Origin of the sequence: Marinobacter azerbaijanicus, from assembly GCF_030250645.1 — a bacterium.
GTDB lineage: Bacteria > Pseudomonadota > Gammaproteobacteria > Pseudomonadales > Oleiphilaceae > Marinobacter > Marinobacter azerbaijanicus.
On sequence record NZ_JASSVS010000002.1, the window covers coordinates 393,786 to 411,109 of the forward strand.

Annotated in this window: 14 protein-coding genes; 2 read left to right on the plus strand and 12 right to left on the minus strand. The window is 58.4% G+C overall.

All coding sequences use genetic code 11. The features are described from left to right. Window positions 1-11 precede the first annotated feature (11 nt). From QPM17_RS05310 to ppc, 7 genes are all read right to left on the minus strand, one after another. On the minus strand, window positions 12-833 hold the full coding sequence (locus QPM17_RS05310; RefSeq protein WP_285389396.1) for a class I SAM-dependent methyltransferase: 822 nt from the start codon (window positions 831-833) through the stop codon (window positions 12-14). Further along, a complete protein-coding gene (locus QPM17_RS05315) occupies window positions 833-1,195 on the minus strand; it encodes a UDP pyrophosphate phosphatase (protein WP_285389765.1) in 363 nt (120 codons plus the stop codon). The genes QPM17_RS05310 and QPM17_RS05315 overlap by 1 nt, the downstream gene beginning before the upstream one ends. A gap of 86 nt (window positions 1,196-1,281) precedes the next feature. Next, window positions 1,282-2,079 (minus strand): undecaprenyl-diphosphate phosphatase, encoded by a 798-nt coding sequence (locus QPM17_RS05320; protein ID WP_285389397.1) that lies wholly within the window; start codon window positions 2,077-2,079, stop codon window positions 1,282-1,284. Window positions 2,080-2,112: 33 nt separating this feature from the next. Further along, window positions 2,113-2,808, minus strand: coding sequence for a tRNA (adenosine(37)-N6)-threonylcarbamoyltransferase complex dimerization subunit type 1 TsaB (gene tsaB / locus QPM17_RS05325; protein ID WP_285389399.1), 696 nt, complete (start codon window positions 2,806-2,808; stop codon window positions 2,113-2,115). Window positions 2,809-2,812: 4 nt separating this feature from the next. Further along, the gene (gene adk, locus QPM17_RS05330; RefSeq protein ID WP_285389401.1) at window positions 2,813-3,466 is read right to left on the minus strand and encodes an adenylate kinase; all 654 of its coding nucleotides are present in this window, start codon (window positions 3,464-3,466) and stop codon (window positions 2,813-2,815) included. A 204-nt stretch (window positions 3,467-3,670) separates the two neighbouring features. Beyond that, window positions 3,671-5,041: an HDOD domain-containing protein gene (locus QPM17_RS05335; RefSeq protein WP_285389403.1), complete on the minus strand. Its 1,371-nt coding sequence runs from the start codon at window positions 5,039-5,041 to the stop codon at window positions 3,671-3,673. A gap of 203 nt (window positions 5,042-5,244) precedes the next feature. Continuing rightward, window positions 5,245-7,890 carry a phosphoenolpyruvate carboxylase gene (gene ppc / locus QPM17_RS05340; RefSeq protein WP_285389404.1) on the minus strand — a complete coding sequence of 882 codons (2,646 nt, stop codon included), beginning with the start codon at window positions 7,888-7,890 and terminating at the stop codon, window positions 5,245-5,247. 101 nt (window positions 7,891-7,991) lie between these two features. On the opposite strand from ppc, the gene QPM17_RS05345 reads away from it, so the two are divergent. Further along, on the plus strand, window positions 7,992-8,225 hold the full coding sequence (locus QPM17_RS05345; RefSeq protein WP_285389406.1) for a hypothetical protein: 234 nt from the start codon (window positions 7,992-7,994) through the stop codon (window positions 8,223-8,225). A gap of 80 nt (window positions 8,226-8,305) precedes the next feature. On the opposite strand, the gene QPM17_RS05350 is transcribed toward QPM17_RS05345, so the two are convergent. From QPM17_RS05350 to cysM, 5 genes are all read right to left on the minus strand, one after another. Then, window positions 8,306-8,650 (minus strand): pilin assembly protein, encoded by a 345-nt coding sequence (locus tag QPM17_RS05350; RefSeq protein WP_285389408.1) that lies wholly within the window; start codon window positions 8,648-8,650, stop codon window positions 8,306-8,308. Window positions 8,651-8,778: 128 nt separating this feature from the next. Next, a complete protein-coding gene (gene mazG / locus QPM17_RS05355) occupies window positions 8,779-9,636 on the minus strand; it encodes a nucleoside triphosphate pyrophosphohydrolase (protein WP_285389410.1) in 858 nt (285 codons plus the stop codon). Then, window positions 9,633-11,870, minus strand: a complete 2,238-nt coding sequence (gene relA, locus QPM17_RS05360; RefSeq protein WP_285389412.1) for a GTP diphosphokinase — start codon at window positions 11,868-11,870, stop codon at window positions 9,633-9,635. Before relA ends, mazG begins: the two co-directional genes overlap by 4 nt. Window positions 11,871-11,928: 58 nt before the next feature. Continuing rightward, window positions 11,929-13,266, minus strand: coding sequence for a 23S rRNA (uracil(1939)-C(5))-methyltransferase RlmD (gene rlmD, locus QPM17_RS05365; RefSeq protein ID WP_285389413.1), 1,338 nt, complete (start codon window positions 13,264-13,266; stop codon window positions 11,929-11,931). A gap of 35 nt (window positions 13,267-13,301) precedes the next feature. After that, a complete protein-coding gene (gene cysM, locus QPM17_RS05370; RefSeq protein ID WP_285389414.1) occupies window positions 13,302-14,195 on the minus strand; it encodes a cysteine synthase CysM in 894 nt (297 codons plus the stop codon). A gap of 248 nt (window positions 14,196-14,443) precedes the next feature. On the opposite strand from cysM, the gene QPM17_RS05375 reads away from it, so the two are divergent. After that, entirely contained in the window at window positions 14,444-17,323 is a 2,880-nt protein-coding gene (locus QPM17_RS05375; RefSeq protein ID WP_285389766.1) for an ATP-binding protein, read from the plus strand. Window position 17,324: the final 1 nt, after the last annotated feature.

Consider the following 17,324-nt stretch of genomic DNA (forward strand, 5'->3'; position numbering starts at 1 on the left):
GTCTGCTGCACTTAGCCTGATGGCAGCGCCTTGATCGAATAGACATCGTAGCGGCTGCTTTTACCCTCGACACGTGTGGTGGGCTCCGGCCCACCGACCGGCTCTGCCTTGCGCGGACGCTTGACCACTACTCTATAGGTTGCCACCTGCAAAGCCGCTGCCAGCAGCTCCGCCGAGTCATCGTCATCCCCCACCACTGTGCGGAACACCTGCATTTCTTTTTTTACCAGGGCCGACTTGTCGCGGTGAGGGAACATCGGGTCCAGGTAAATAACGTCCGCGGTGTCTGCTTCAGCAATCTGTGCCGCTTTCTGCAGCCAGTCGATACTGTTGCCCGGCTGCAATGCCATACGGGCGACCAGCGACGCACTCTGCTCATTCAGTGCGGCTCTGGCAAGGCCATCGCTGAGCAGCGCATGTATGATCGGTGAGCGCTCAAAAAGAGTGACCCGGCAACCAAGAGAGGCCAGAACAAACGCATCCTGCCCAAGGCCGGCGGTGGCGTCCAGAACATGTAGCGGTTGCCGGGCCTTTTTAAGACCTACCGCCTTTGCGATCAACTGACCTGTTCCGCCCCCATGGTCCCTGCGATAACCTGCCTTCCCCGTCACGAACTCAGCCCTGACCGGGCCTGGAGCTCCCTTGCCTGTCACCTGCAGGCCAAGTCCGTGCTCATCGGAATACAGAAGCACCGGATAATCCCGGATATCGCGGGGACGGACTGTACCGAGAAAAGGCAGGGCCAGCTCTTCTGCCAGTGATCGAGCGGCAAGACTGTCTCCCAGAGGGCTGCAGGCCACGGCGAGTTCAGTAGAACTATCTGGAGAAGACATCAAACGAGAATATCAATGCCGGCCAGGACATTATCGGAGGCATCGCCCCGTGCAGCCACGTCGGCAAAAGTGGACAAGGCCCGTGACGTGTTCAGAGGAATTTCATCGGCGCGAAAACGTTCCAGCCTGACATCTTCTGCAGCCTGACGCGCCTCAATTCGCCGCTCAAGGGATTCCGCTGAGGGGATGGGGCGCTCTTCGGCATTGCGGGAGCGAGGGTCGGACAGGTCCCGGCGTACCGCATCACTGTTGTTATCCGGTGACGTGGCGGGTGCGCGAGCCACGTCACTGCGCTCCCGCACCGGGCTGTTATTGCCGGACTGGAAGGGAAGACCACTGTTTGGATTAACACCACCAATCATGTCGGGCACACCGGCGTTCGTTACGACTGAATGGGAATTATGGAAGATTTAAAGGCGTTTTAAAAGCTGGCTGTTCACTTTTCACCCTACCAGAGCATCACAATCAGCAGAGCACCAAGTATCATTCGGTAAATAACGAACGGCATCAGACCAAGCCGCTCCAGAAATTTCAGGAACAGGTGGATACAGATCACCGCACTGACAAAAGACAGCGCCGCCCCCAGTGCGATCGCGGCCCAGTCGGTTGCCCCACCCTGCTCCAGCAGTTCCAGTGTTTTGAGCAGGCCGGCAGCCAGAATCAGCGGAATAGAGAGCAGGAATGAGAAACGCGCCGCTGCCTCCCGGCCAAAGCCCAGGAAAAGCGCAGCCGTTATGGTTATACCCGAGCGGGAAGTGCCCGGAATCAGCGCCAGCGCCTGGGCCAGGCCGATAATCACTGCATCTTTCATGGTCAGTGATGGCAACTCGCGGGCTCTGCGTCCTACTGCATCCGACCACCAGAGCACCAGTCCAAAGCCGATGGTTGAGGCGGCAATAACCAGGCCCGAGCGCAGCGACGACTCGATAAAGTCATTGAGCAAAAGACCGGCCAGGCCAGCCGGAATGGTACCTGCGATGACTGCCCAGGCGAGCCCGCTGTCCTGCCCTACCCGGCCACGTGCCGTATCATTCGCCCAGGCAGCAGTGAGCCTGACGACCTCCTTGCGGAAATACCAGACCACAGCAGCGAGAGTGCCCACATGCACGGCTACATCAAACGCCAGGCCCTGGTCTGGCCAGCCAAGTACCTGAGAAGGAAGGATCAGGTGAGCAGAACTGCTGATCGGAAGAAATTCCGTCAACCCCTGTATGACGGCCAATACGATAATGTGCCACAGTTCCATGGGCGGTGTTTCCGGGTGGTAGCAAGGAGGTTATCAGCGGCCGGGAAGCTTCTTCCAGGCAACTTCATCACGAATATAGACTGGCTGCGCCAGTGCGGCGGGCACGCCGGCACCGTCACGAAAGGCAAGGGCGGCAATTTCAGCCACCCAGGAAGCCCTGGGAACCAGGGAGTCATCAATCTCTTGCATGGCGTCCGTGACCATAGCCGGAAAATGCTCTCGCAACCGCCACCCCTGGCCAACGCCAAACCAGCGCGGAATGCCGGAAGCCAGCGCAACTGACTCTGGCGCACACACCTGCTCCTCACCGATCAGCTCCGGCTGGCCAGCCCTGCATGCATAGCAGGCCCAGTAGGTTTCTCCCATGCGGGCATCAAAGGCTACGGCAATGCCATCATTTTCTGACAGAGAAAACCGCTCTATGGCATCGGCTGCAACAGCCGCCAGTGAGGATACCGGCACAACGGGCACTTCAATGCCATAGGCCAGGCCCTGGACTACACCGGTTGCAATACGAAGGCCGGTGAAAGACCCGGGGCCACAGGCAAACGCAAGCGTGTCCAGGTCAGCTGGCACCAGGTTCTGCTCTGCCAGGAGCTCCCGGACCATGGGCATGAGAAGGCGCGTATGCCCCCGTGGTGCAAGCTCAAAGCGCTCCGTCACCCTGCCGTCCACCAGCAGGGCTGCCGAGCAGCCCTCCGATGACGTATCCAGTGCCAGTAGTTTCACGCGGTTATTTCAACTGGGTAAGGATCTGATCGCGGATATCATCCAGGCTGCCCACGCCTTCCACGCGAACGTATTTCGGAGCGGCTTCCGGATCTTTCTTCGCCCAGTCCTGATAGTAGTTAACCAGCGGCGCGGTCTGCTCGTGGTAGATTCTCAGGCGCTTGCGGACGGTTTCTTCCTTGTCATCCTCACGCTGAACAAGGGCCTCACCGGTTTCGTCATCCTTGCCTTCGACTTTGGGGGGATCATATTTCACGTGATAGATGCGACCGCTGCCCTCATGCACGCGACGGCCGGACAACCGGCTCACGATCTCCTCGTCGTCGACGGCAATCTCGACAACATAGTCGATATCGATGCCCTGGTTTTTCAGTGCCTCGGCCTGGGGGATGGTGCGGGGAAAGCCGTCCAGCAGAAAACCATTCTTGCAGTCGGGCTGTTTAACCCGCTCTTCAATCAGCGCAATGATGATGTCATCGGACACCAGGCCACCAGAGGCCATGACTTCCTTGACCTGTTTGCCAAGCTCAGACTCAGCCTTAACGGCGGCCCGCAGCATGTCACCGGTGGAAATCTGGGGAATACCAAACCGCTCGGTTATAAACTGGGCCTGAGTCCCCTTGCCCGCGCCTGGCGCGCCTAACATGATGATTCTCATAACGCTGTGCTCCCGTTGTAGTCATTATCATTTGAAAAGCTGTGGCAAAACCCTGTGGCTTTGCGACAGCCTCTCTGGCAACGGCGCTGGGCGTGCCATGCCGAAGAACGCGCATTATACGAATTCAACCACTTCAGAGAAAGTGGACCTCCGTAGCATGCACCAAAAGGTTACATCAGGTTGTCGTCCGCAAGCGCGCGGGCGTCAGGATGACAGGGAAAGCGCCAATGCGTCCAGATCTCCGGAAACCGTATCAATCTCCTCACTGAGAATCGTGATATCGCCCTCGGTGAGGCCCAGGGGCGCTGCCAGAGCCTCCAGGTCATCCGGGTTGAACTCGTCCCCGATCCCCTTCTCCTTGAGCAGACCGTTGGCCAGCTGAACCATAAGTACGTAGTTTTCATGCTCGCCATGGTAGCCCAGGTGTTGGTGCATACCGGCAGCCTTGACGACCGGATCCGGCAGCTCCCACAACCTGTGCAGGATGCCGCCAATGGCACCATGACCCACCGCCAGCATCTGCTGGTTGTCGTCGGCACCGAACACCTGCTGTTCCAGTGAGTGCAAGCTGGCCTCCGGGTTAGCTTCGCGAAGGGTATTGAGCTCGTCAAACTCCTGTGGGAACAGATGCCCGATCAGCAACAGGCCGAAGTTGTGCAGCAGTCCGCAAAGGTAGGCCAGGCCCTTGTCGGCGTTGCACTTGGGCGCCATGCGCTGACACAGAAACGCGCAATACAGGGAATGCCGCCAGAACTGATCCATACCCAGCATCCCCTGACGGGGCACCTCGAAAGCGCGCACCGAGGCGATGCCCAGGGCAATATGAGCAACGCGATCAAAGCCAAGAACACGGGTAACCGCTTCCTGGACGGAATTGATCTGGCCGGGATAATTGAAAAGAGCGGATCGGGCATAGCGCATGATCTGGGCCGTCAGACTGGGATCAAACTCGATCAGGTCAGCCAGTTCCCGGGCAGTTGCTTCGGTGTTGGCGGTCAGCCTCAGGATGCGCAGGGCCAGTGCAGGCATGGGCGGCAGGCGATAGAGTTTCTGAAGCTTGTCGGCGACTTCTTCCAGCGTCAGCGCATCCCGTTCCCCGTTATTCTGGCCACGGATCACCAGATGCCCCGATGTCGCATCGGCCAATGCCCTGGCCAATGACGTGCGATCGAGTTCCAGCAGAGTGTTGTCGGTACCACAGCACATCAAGGTACGTGAGTATCCCAGAACGTCCTGGTCGACCAATACAGGTATGTCGTAAGCAGCACCCACTGGCGGCTGAAAACCCGGATCACAGTCCGCAAACAGGCGCGCCGACTGGCGTGCGGTCAGCGGCTGCAGCCGCCTTCCTGTCAGCTTGTGAACCAGATCCATGTCCAGACTGGTGTTATAACCGTGTACCGCCATGATAACGCCATTGATATCGATCAACGGTGTAGCGCGGATAAACTCATCCTGAGGTCGCCCGGACGCCATAACGGCGGCATCGAAGTTAAGCACCTGATCAATCGCCAGCTCACGATAGGCGATGCCCTTGCGATTCAGAAAACCTTCCAGTCTTGCCGCTAACGCCACGGCGTTACTCCTGTTTTTTTGTTGCCTGGTGAACTACCCTAGCCCTCGGGCCTCGGGCCTCGGGCCTCGGGGGCAGTCGCATGGGGTGAAGGGGGACAGGACACGCTACAAGCACGTCCCTGTGCGCTTGACTTTGGCCATCCATGGCCAAAGACAGTCCTGTCCCCCTTCACCCCACGCGACGTCAAACTTCGGGGGCCAGATTAGCCAGTATTGCGCATACCCGCCGAGATGCCCGCCATGGTGACCTTCAGGGCGCGTTCTACCATATCCGGCACTTCGCCCTTGCCTTCACCCTCACGGTCGCGCTTCAACAGTTCGGCCTGTAGATAGTGTAGCGGATCAGTATACGGATTACGTACACGCATGGAATGGGCAAAGACAGGTTCCTGTTCCAGGAGTGTGTCCTGCTCTTTCAGTTCCAGCAAGTGTCGTATGCAGCCCTGCAGGCGTTCCCGCAGGTCTTTGCCCAGTGCCAGCAGCTTCGGATCGTCTACCAGTGTCTGCTCGTAGTAGCTGGCAATCCGCAGGTCGGATTTTGCCAGCACCATCTCCAGCATATCCACATAGGTTTTAAAGAACGGCCACTTCTGCATCATTTCCCGCAACACCGGCACACGGTCATTACGGAAGGCTTCCGCCAGGGCCACGTCGCTGCCCAGCCAGCTTGGCAGCATCAGGCGCATCTGGGTCCAGGCGAATATCCAGGGAATGGCCCGCAGGCTTTCCACGCCACCGCCGGGTTTGCGACGTGCGGGGCGGCTGCCCAGGGCAAGTTTGCCGAGGGCCTGCTCGGGAGTGACCTGGCGGAAATAGGGCACGAAATCCGGGTTGTCCCGGACCACGTCGCGGTAGGCTTTCAGGGATCGCTCCGTCAGCCAGTCCATAACCTCACGCCACTCCGGCTCCGGCCCGCGAGGCGGAGCCAGTGTCGCTTCCACCACCGCGGTGGTATAGAGCGTCAGGCTCTGTTCCGCCAGCCGGGGCAAACCGAACTTGAAGCGTATCATCTCGCCTTGCTCGGTAATCCGGAAACTGCCGTTAACCGAGCCCGGAGGCTGGGACAGAATCGCCCGGTTGGCCGGGCCACCGCCACGGCCGACTGTGCCGCCACGGCCATGGAACAGCGTCAGATGAATGCCGTGCTTGCCGGCGACTTCCGTCAACTGTTCCTGGGCCTGGTACTGGGCCCAGGCTGCCATCATCTGGCCGGCATCCTTGGAGGAGTCGGAGTAGCCGATCATCACTTCCTGGCGACCCTCGCAGTAATCCCGATACCAGTCCACATTGTAGAGCGCCGCCATGCTGTCTGGCGCGCCCCGCAGGTCGTCGAGAGTCTCGAACAGCGGCACAACACGCATCGGGTTTTCCATGCCTGCTTCACGCAACAGGAGGATGACGTTGAGTACGTCCGAGGGTTTGCTGGCCATGGAGATCACGTAGGACCCCAACGCCTCCGGTGTCTGTTGCGCCACCACCTCACAGGTGGCCAGCACTTCCCTGACTTCCTCGGATGGCTGCCAGTTTCTGGGCACCAGCGGGCGACGGCCCTTGAGCTCCCGCACCAGGAAATCCTGACGTTCCTGTTCGGACCAGGACAGATAGTCACCCATCCCCAGGTATTCCACCATTTCAGCAACCGCTCCAGCGTGACGGGAGGCTTCCTGGCGGATATCCAGGCGAATCAGTGGCAGGCCAAAGGTGTGAGCCCGGCGAATGGTGTCCAGCAAGGGCCCGTTGGCAATGGTCTCCAGACCACAATCCACAAGAGAGCGGTAACACAGCTCCAATGGACCCGTAAAATCCTCGTTGGCAAACAGAATATCCGTGGTGTCCGCCGGCTCGCCGGCCACGCTGGCTTCTGCCCAGTCCCGGGTCTTGATCAGCCTTTCCCGCAGTCCCGCCAGCACCATACGATAGGGCTCGCGGGACTCCCCGGTGACCGCACGCAGCTCGTCACTGGCCTGCCACATGGATAGCTCGGCTCGCAAGGCCTGGATATCCCGCAGATAAAGATCGGCGGCCATCCAGCGGCCCAGCAGGAATACCTTGCGGGTGACTTCATGGGTGACATTGGGGTTGCCGTCGCGATCGCCACCCATCCAGGACGCAATACGGATTGGCGATGCATCCAGCGGAAGTCCCTTGCCAGTGGCATCGGACAGCGACAGGTCAAGACTCCTCAGGAAACGCGGCAGGGCCTGCCACAGGCTGTTTTCGATAACCGCAAACCCCCACTTTGCTTCGTCTACTGCAGTGGGTCGTTCATGGCGTATTTCATCGGTATGCCAGGCTTCGGTGACCAACTGCCCCAGCCGGTCCACGACTTCATCGCGCTCCGCGGGCAAAAGGTCGTCATGATCCAGACGTGCCAGACAGTCTGACATTTCATCGTATTTCATGATCAGGGTGCGACGCGCCACCTCGGTCGGGTGCGCAGTGAGCACGTATTCGATACGCAGGTCAGCAACCCGCCGGTGTAGTTCTTCCGGGCTGACACCGCCACTCTTGAGGCGACTGAATACCTCGCCGAGGGATTCCACCATCAGGTCCGACTGGTGGCCGCGCTTGCGGCGTATGCCATGGTACTGCTCGGCCAGGTTGGCCAGATTCAGAAACTGGTTGAACGCACGTGTCACTGGTAAAAGCTCATCATCTCTGAGTTTGCCCAGCAGGTTGACCAGGCGCTGCCCGGAACCGCTTTCCTGGCGACGGTCGGCCTTGGCGGCCGCGCGCACCTCTTCAATCAGTTCATAACACTCCTGGCCAGGTTGGCGCTGGATACTCTGTCCCAGCAACTCACCCAGCATGCGAACGTTTTCTCGGAGTTCGGGGTGTAGCTCGGTCACATTGACGTCCTTTTGCATTGACGGCGGCGAAGTAAAGTAACGATACTATTTACAATTAAAGCCTGTCTAACGATTAAAGTCTGTGGTCGCAAGGAGTATTCATGAAAGTAACCGATCTGCCCAAACACTGGGAAAGCGAAAAGGAGCCCGTCGAGCGGAGCCACGATTACAATCTGCGTTTGCCGCTGGAAGATGCTGCCCGCATAGCAGCGCTGGCAGAACTTTACCCTGACCGTTCGGAAAGCGACATTCTGAATGACATGATTGCCGCCGCCCTGGACGATCTGGTCAGGCTGAGCCCGTTGAAGGACAAGCTGGAAGGCAAGGATAAATAACGCGGGAGTGTCGCACTGCGGGGTGGTCGGACCACCCCGTCGTTTTCTACAGGTCTATCGTAATCAGGCAGCTTGCCTGATCAGGCAACCGATTCGAGCTGACGCGCCTTGAGCCGCTGGATATGTTTCTGGCTCAGACTGATGAAACGCGGCGTCATGCCTTTGTCTTCGTAAATCTCAAAGCCGTCCTCGTCGAAGGCGACAACCTTCGAGCCCTGAACATACGGAAAACTGGTTTCCAGTTCGTCAAGCGCCGCTGAGATGAGGTCCCGCATAAGATCCTGGGAGGATTTCATCGGATATAAAGCGGCCAGTTTCTCCAGTCGCTTGTGATGCTGGTCAGAGAGCGCAGCAAAATACGCATCCCGGGTCAGTCGACCACGTGCATGCTTGTCCCAGTAATTGACCAGATCTTTAATTTTCATGGTGCCTTCACTCCTGCATCTTCTTAGTGGCCCACGAGGCGCACGGATGATGTGCTCCCGTAACCGAAAGTGTAGACGAAGCAACCGCACCGGGGGCGGATATATTGGTAACGGATTGTACTTATCCGTTACTTTTTCCGCTGTTTTTCAACTCCTTTGACGGTTTGCCAGATGGCATCCAGGGCCTCCAGCGATTCGCCGTCCAGATCGCGGCCTTCGCGTGCGAGGTATGCCTCAATAGCCCGGAACCGCGACTCAAACTTATGGTTGGTACCATTGAGTGCCTGCTCGGGATTGACCCTCATAAAGCGTGCCAGGTTAACACAGACAAACAGCAGGTCTCCCAGCTCGTCCTCGATGGCTGCTACCGGCCCTGCCCCTGAACACGCGTCATACCAGGCTTCCTTCAGCTCATCGATCTCTTCATGGAGCTTGTCGAATACCGGCTCAATATCCGGCCAGTCAAAGCCATGATTGGCTGCCCTGCGCTGAAGTTTCTCAGCGCGCACCATCGCGGGGAGTGTTCGCGCAATGCCGTCCAGCCTGCTCTCGGAGGCGGCGTCTGACGGTCTTTCCGGCTTCGCCGCGCGTTCTTCCGCCTTGATTCGCCCCCAGTTGGCTTTGATCTCGGCCTCACCGGGGCGGTTGTTCGGGTCGATGCGACTTTCCAGGGTGCCATCCGGGAATACATGGGGATGTCGCCGGACCAGTTTACGCACAAGATTGTCCACCACCGAGTCGAAATCGAAGTGGCTCTGCTCTTCCCCCATCTGACTATAGAAAATCACCTGGAATAACAGATCGCCGAGCTCATCTTCCAGGTGGGGATAGTCTTCCCGGTCTATGGCGTCGGCAACCTCGTAGGCTTCTTCCAGAGTGTAAGGCACGATGGTTCTGAAAGTCTGGCGGGTATCCCACGGACAGCCGGACTCCGGGTCCCTCAGTCGCGCCATCAGGTTCTTCAGGTCATCAATGGTATAGCTCATGAGCGCTTGCGCCTGACGTCTATGATATTGGGCAGGTTACGGATCTGGGCCAGCAACCGGGCCAGCTGATCGAGGCTGGATATCTCCACCGTCACCGTCATGGTGGCAGTGTTCTCGTCCTTGTTGGACATGGTGTTAAGCGAAAGGACGTCGCTTTTCGATGACGAAAGCACCTGGGTGATATCCCGCAACAAGCCGGAACGGTCGTAGGCTTCAATTTCCACATCCACCGGATAAACGGCCACAGGCTGTCCGCCCCAGCTCACCTCGATGATTCGGTTGGGCTCGAATTCCTTGAGGTTCAGAAACGTCAGGCAGTCCTGTCGATGGACGGTGACACCCCGGCCAACGGTGATGTAGCCACCGATCGGATCACCAGGCAGTGGCTTGCAGCACTTTGCCACCTGGGTCTTCAGCTTGCCGACACCGAGGATCTGGATATCCGATTCCGTATCGTAGGGCTTGCGCCGCTGGGTGCTGAGCTTCAGGTCCAGCTGTTCGGATTTCGGCTCCAGCATCTGCTGGGCGACGTTGGCGACGTGTGTCGGACGAAGGTCGCCGGCACCCACGGCGGCAAACATGTCCTCGGAGCCATGGTAATTTACCTTGCGTGCCAGGTCGTTAAGGTCCACGTCGTAAAGTGACAACCGCTTGAATTCGTCCTCCAGGATGGCACGGCCGTCAACGATATTGCGGTCACGATCCTGTTGCTTGAACCAGTGGGTCACCTTGGCCCGAGCCCGCGATGTCTGGATATAGCCCAGGCTGGGGTTCAGCCAGTCCCGACTCGGCGCCTGGTTGTTGGAGGTAAGAATGGAGATCTGGTCACCGGTTTTCAGCGGATAGGTCAGCGGCACGATCCGGCTGTTGACCTTGGCGCCACGGCAGGCATGGCCGATCTCGGTGTGGACCCGATAGGCGAAATCCACAGGTGTTGCGCCCTGCGGCAGGTCGACTACGTGGCCCTCGGGTGTAAACACATAGACACGGTCAGAGGCGACATCAGACTTGAGGTGGTCCGCCAGCCCGGACAGATCGCCCAGTTCTTCCTGCCATTCAAGAACCTGCCGCAGCCAGTTGATCTTGGCATCATACCCCACGGAGCGATTGCCTTTGTCCGTGCCCTTATACAACCAGTGGGCACACACTCCCAGCTCGGCTTCTTCGTGCATGGCATGGGTGCGGATCTGCACCTCCATCACCTTGCCTTCCGGGCCGATCACGGCAGTGTGGAGGGACTGATACCCGTTTTCCTTGGGGTTGGCGATATAGTCGTCGAACTCGTTGGGAATGTGGCGCCAGAGCGTGTGCACAATACCCAGCGCGGCGTAACAGTCGCGCACCTCCGGCACCAGGATACGGACCGCACGAACATCGTAGACCTGGGAAAAATCGATGCCCTTGCGCCGCATTTTTCGCCAGATACTGTAGATGTGCTTGGCTCGCCCCGAGAGTTCGCCTTCTATTCCAGACTCTCGCAGCTCTTCCTTGACCGTTGTAATCACGCGCTTGATGTAGCTTTCACGATCCAGCCTTTTCTCATCAAGCAGCTTGGCTATCTTTTTATAGGCTGACTCATGCAGGTAACGGAAAGAGAGGTCTTCCAGCTCCCACTTGATGTGACCAATTCCCAGGCGATGTGCAAGAGGCGCATAGATATCAAAGACCTCACGGGCCACGCGCATGCGCTTCTCTTCCGATGCATTCTTGACCGCACGGATGGCGCAGGTTCGCTCTGCGAGTTTGATGAGCGCCACCCGAACATCATCGATCATGGTGACCAGCATCTTGCGAACGTTGTCGAGCTGGCCCTCGGTCTGGCCGAGCACATTGCCTTTGAGGGGATGGTGGATGGACGAAATCGCAGCCATCTGCTGCACGCCATCGATCAACCCGGCCACTTCGTCGCCGAACTCCTTGCGGATTTCCTCCAGAGGAATACGCTCTTCACGCACGGCCCGGTAAAGAATCGCCGCAACCAGACTGCTCTGGTCGAGATGCAGCTCCACCAGCACCTGGGCCATTTCTATACCGGTACGGAAACTACTGGCGCCCGGCGCCCAGATCCTGTCTTCACGTACAGCCTGAAAATCAATGGCGGCAGCCTTTTCGCAGGCCCGCCGGAACTGTTCGGGATTCTCAAGATGCGTCTGTGACTCGATCTGACGGACCCAGCGGTCAATATCAACCTGGCCGTCACCCGTCACTGCATAGTCTTCGCGAACTTTTACCATATCGCTCTTGTTCTTCCTGGTCGCTTACCCGGCCGTCCGTGACCGGTACCGAGATTCATCAGTTATCCACGCGTTCGAACATGGCCATGGACTCAACGTGCGTGGTGTGGGGGAACATGTCCATAACGCCGGACCTCACCAAACGGTAACCATTACGCACCATAACCCCGGCGTCCCTGGCCAATGTGGCCGGGTTGCAGGATACGTAAACAATCCGCTTTGCCCCGAAAGCTGTCAGGTACTCACAGACCTCCTGGGCTCCGGAACGCGGGGGATCTATCAGGATCTTGTCGAAACCCTCGGCTGCCCAGGGTTGCGCGGTGAAATCCGCCTGCAGGTCGGCGCCGTGGAATGCGACATTCGATAACCCGTTGAGTTCCGCATTTTCACGACCGCGAACCACCATGGCATCATCTCCCTCAACACCGACAACCTGTGCGGCACGACGCGCCAATGGCAGGGTGAAGTTGCCCAGCCCGCAGAACAGGTCCAACACTCGCTCCTCAGGCCGCACGTCCAGCCACTCCACGGCTCTGTGTACCATGGTGCGATTGATACCTGCATTGACCTGGGTAAAGTCCATGGGATGAAACTTCATGGTCAGGTCAAACTCTTCCATGTGATAGGACAGTCTCTCTTCACCCGACTCGGGCCAGATCCTGTGAACCGTATCCGGCCCTTTTGGCTGCAGGTAGATATGCAAGTCGTGGGCCTGACCAAAGCGGATCAGCGCCGCCGTGTCGGATTCGCTCAGGGGATCCATATTGCGGAACACCATCGCGGCTTCCTGGTCGCCACAGGCCACCTCGACCTGGGGAATGCGCCGATGGGCATCCAGGCCATGGAGCATTTCCCGCAGCGGGGTTATTCGCTCGCCAATGCGCGGATCAAGGACCACGCAGCGATCAATATCGGTCAGGAAGCTGTTGCGTTTTTCACGGAACCCTACCAGCACTGACTCCCGAGCGGGGACATACTTCACCCCCAGTCTGGCCTTGCGGCGATAGCCCAACGCGGGAGAGCGCATGGGAGCGACCCACTCCTCCGGCTCAATGCCCCCGAAATGGGCAAAATGCTCCCGCAGGGTATCTTCCTTGAACCGGATCTGGGCATCGCCAGCCATGTGCTGAAGACTGCACCCGCCGCAGAGATCGGCAAAATCACAGGGCGGCGTGATACGGGCGGCGTCAGCTTCGAGCACTTCCACAGCCCGCAACTCATCAAACTTGCTGCGCGAACTGATGAATCTGGCCATCACGGTTTCGCCGGGCAGAGCGCCATCCACGAACTGGGCCTTGCCATTATCGCGGGCTATCCCCCGGCCGTCGTGACTCAGGTTTTCAATCACACAACGCACCGGTTCGGTTGGCAGGGCTTTCCTGCGTCTTCTGCTCATAGGACATCTCTTGCTGAGGTCTGGTCTTGATAAATTCAGGCGCCGGGGAAAACACCGGTGGACAGGTAGCGGTCACCCCGGTCACAGATAATGGCCACGATCACCGCGTTTTCAACCTGCGCAGACAGTTTCAGTGCTGCAGCAATGGAGCCACCAGAGGAAACACCGCAGAAGATCCCCTCTTCGCTGGCCAGTGCGCGCATGGTGTCCTCGGCTTCCTGTTGACCGATATCCAGTACGGTATCGACGCGGGAGGCATCGTAGATCTTCGGCAGGTAGGGCTCTGGCCAGCGACGAATACCGGGTATGGATGCCCCCTCCTTTGGCTGCAAACCCACGATCTGAACCCGCGGATTGCGTTCCTTCAAGTATCTGGAGACCCCCATAATGGTGCCGGTGGTGCCCATGGAGCTGACAAAGTGCGTAATCCTGCCCCGGGTCTGTTCCCAGATTTCGGGGCCTGTCGTGCGGTAATGCGCCAACGGATTGTCCGGGTTGGCAAACTGGTCCAGCACCTTGCCCCTGCCTTGCGCCTCCATCTGCTGCGCCAGATCACGAGCGGATTCCATCCCACCTTCTTTACTGACACTGAGGATCTCGGCACCGTAGGCCCGCATGGACGCCCGACGCTCTTCGCTCGCATTTTCAGGCATGATCAGAATCATACGATAGCCCTTGATGGCAGCCGCCATGGCCAGGGCTATACCGGTATTGCCACTGGTTGCTTCAATCAGGGTGTCTCCCGGCTTGATCTCGCCCCGGCGCTCCGCTTCCTGGATCATGCTGATAGCCGGACGGTCCTTCACAGAGCCCGCCGGATTGTTGCCTTCCAGCTTGGCCAGGATAACGTTGCTGGTCTCACCCGGAAGCCGCTGCAGACGGACGAGGGGTGTGTGCCCTACATAATCTTCTATGGTCGGGAAATGCATGTATGTAACCTTCTTCAATTCTTCCGGGACCCGTTGCCAGCCATTGGCGCCGACAACACAAGCCTGTGGTACACTCCGGATTCGCATGATACGCGGAATATACGCTGTCTCCCAATACAGCTTCTTGCTATATCCATGACTTGGGGCTATATCCGGGAGTGCCATCACGGCCAGAAGACGTGGAATCATCTATTCTGACAGGGAAGAATGCCGGGAATTCGGTCGGCGAAGTCAATCGGGAACTCACTATGCGGCGCTGGGGCATACGCAAAAAAGTACTTGTGGTGACACTCGTCCCCACCCTTCTGACCACACTGATGCTGGGGCTTTTCTTTACCTACAGCTGGGTCAACAATATTGAGAACCTGCTACAGGACCGAGGGGAGTCCCTCTCCCGCCAGCTTTCCGCCGGGTCGGAATATGGCCTGTTCACTGCCAACCGAAGCCTGCTGAGCAGCCTTTCCAATGCGCTACTGGAAGAGCAGGACGTGCGCTCCATTACCTTCTTTGACAGTGAGCACAATCGGCTTCTCCACACCGGTCCCGGCAGCTCGGATGACGTCGAAACACAAGCCCTGAACGGGGAGGAAGCAAAACGGATCAGTCGGCCGGACAGCACCGTGTTTGTCACTCCGGTTTACCTGCAGGACCTGATGATTGAAAACATGCTGGATCCGGACGCCCGCCAGGGTGTCGCCAACGGCAAGGAGCCAATCGGCTGGGTCACCGTGGAAATGTCCCATGTTCGCACTGAGAAGGAAACCTATAAGGCGCTGTTGATTTCACTGCTGCTGGTGCTGGGCGGGGTTATCCTGAGCCTGGCTATTGCCATGCGCCTGAGCCGTGCCTTTACCGACCCTGTGTTCGAACTCAACGAGGCGGTAGCCAGGCTTAAGGAAGGAAAGCTCGACACCCGAGTCTACACCGGCGCCGGCCCGGAGTTCGAGCAGCTGGAGTCCGGACTCAACGCCATGGCCGGCGAACTGAGCAAGGCCCAGGCCGAGATGCAGCAGAACATTGACCAGGCAACGGAAGACCTGCGGGAAACACTGGAAACCATCGAGATCCAGAATATTGAACTGGATCTCGCCCGCAAGGAAGCACTGGAAGCCAGCCGCATCAAGTCTGAATTCCTGGCCAACATGTCCCATGAAATCCGCACTCCACTGAACGGTATTATCGGGTTTACCGAACTTCTGCTGAAAAGTCCTCTGCCCCGTCAGCAGCGGGACCACCTGAGTACCATCCGCAAGTCATCGGAAATATTGCTGACCATCATCAACGACATTCTTGATTTCTCCAAAATCGAGGCGGGCAAACTGATTCTGGACCGTATCCCGTTCCAGCTCCGGGACATTGTCGAGGAAGTTATGGTTATGCTGGCGCCGGCGGCCCATAGCAAAAACCTCGACCTGGTTCCGCTGGTATACAACGACGTGCCGGACAACATCATGGGGGATCCACTCAGGGTAAAACAGGTAATCACCAACCTGGTGAACAACGCGATAAAGTTCACCCAGACCGGCGAGGTGGTTTTGCGCGCCAGCCTTGAAGAGGAAGACAAGGAGAGCAACCGGATCACGCTCCGGTTGAGCATCACCGACTCCGGCGTCGGGCTTTCCAGGGCGCAGCAACAATCCCTGTTCAATGCCTTCAGCCAGGCCGATGCTTCCACTGCCCGCCAATACGGTGGCACCGGGCTTGGCCTCGCCATTTCCAAACGTCTGGTTGAGGAAATGGGCGGCAAGATCGGCCTGGAAAGCGAGCTGGGAAAGGGTTCCACATTCTGGTTTACCCTCACCTCGGAACTATCCTCGACAGGGGAGGCCAACTCACCGAAGGATGCTCTGCGCGGAGAGCGGGTTATCTACCTGGAGCAACAGAAGACCACCGGTCTTGCGGTAGAGCACATGCTACGGGAGTGGGGCATGACGGTGGACCGGGTTGCGGCGCCGGGCGCCATGCAGGAGCAGGTCGAGGAAGCCCAGAGCCAGCAGTCCGGCTACGCCGTTGCCATTCTAGGGATCAGCCGTCATCTACTGAATTCAAGCCAGTACTGCTCGCTGGTCAGAACACTGGAGCTCGATCGGGATTGCCGTACATTACTGCTGACCCCAACGCTGGAAACACACGACACACCGCTCTCAGGTTTGGCCAGCGGCCACCTCACCAAGCCGGTCTGCCGTGATTCTCTCTATGAAGAACTGCTGTTACTGGTACACGGCATAAGCAGCCAGCAACAACACCTTCCGGAACTGTCGACCGAACAGAGTAAGGCTCAGTACTCTGGCCGGGCGCCCCGGGTGCTGGCTGTAGACGACAATGACGCCAACCTGAAACTGGTCCTGACCTTGTTGAATGATTGCCGCATTGATGCCGAAGGTGCCAGCAGCGGCTTTGAGGCTCTCAGCAAAGCCCGGCAGAAACCTTTTGATCTGGTGTTCATGGACTTACAGATGCCGGGCATGGATGGCGTGGAAACCACTGAACGGCTGAGAGGTCTGGACGGAAACGGCCACCATACACCGGTCATTGCGCTCACCGCCCATGCGCTTTCCGAAGAACAGGACCGGCTGCTGCGCCAGGGCTTCGACGGCTACCTTGCCAAGCCCATCAGCAACAACCAGTTGAGAAGTATCATCTACGACTACACCGGTTTCAACTGTGATGCCGGAGTTGACGGCGGTCGCCTGCCGGTGCCCGAGGTTCGCGATACCCGCCAGGCCCTGCGGCCATCCACCCGTAAGAAACAGCCGGATTGCGTCAGTGTCGCAGAAAGCATCCAGTTAGCGGCCGGCAAGGCGGACCTGGCGGAAGAATTGTTCAGTATGCTGATCGAACAGATCCACACCGACCTGAACCGCGTGCAGAAGCACTGGGAAAGCGGAGACCGGGAGGCATTGCTTGAGTGCGTACACAAACTGCATGGTGCGACCCGATATTGCGGTGTACCGGAATTGAGAAGTGTCGCCAACCAGTTGGAAACGGCGCTGAAATGCGCCGCCCCGGATACCGAATACCAGAAAGACCAGCTGCTCATAGCCATGGAGCGCCTGCAAGCATGGAGCGAACAGACGGATTGGCAACAGCTGTTCAGGCAGCAGAATCAGCAGGCAGCGGTTGATTGAG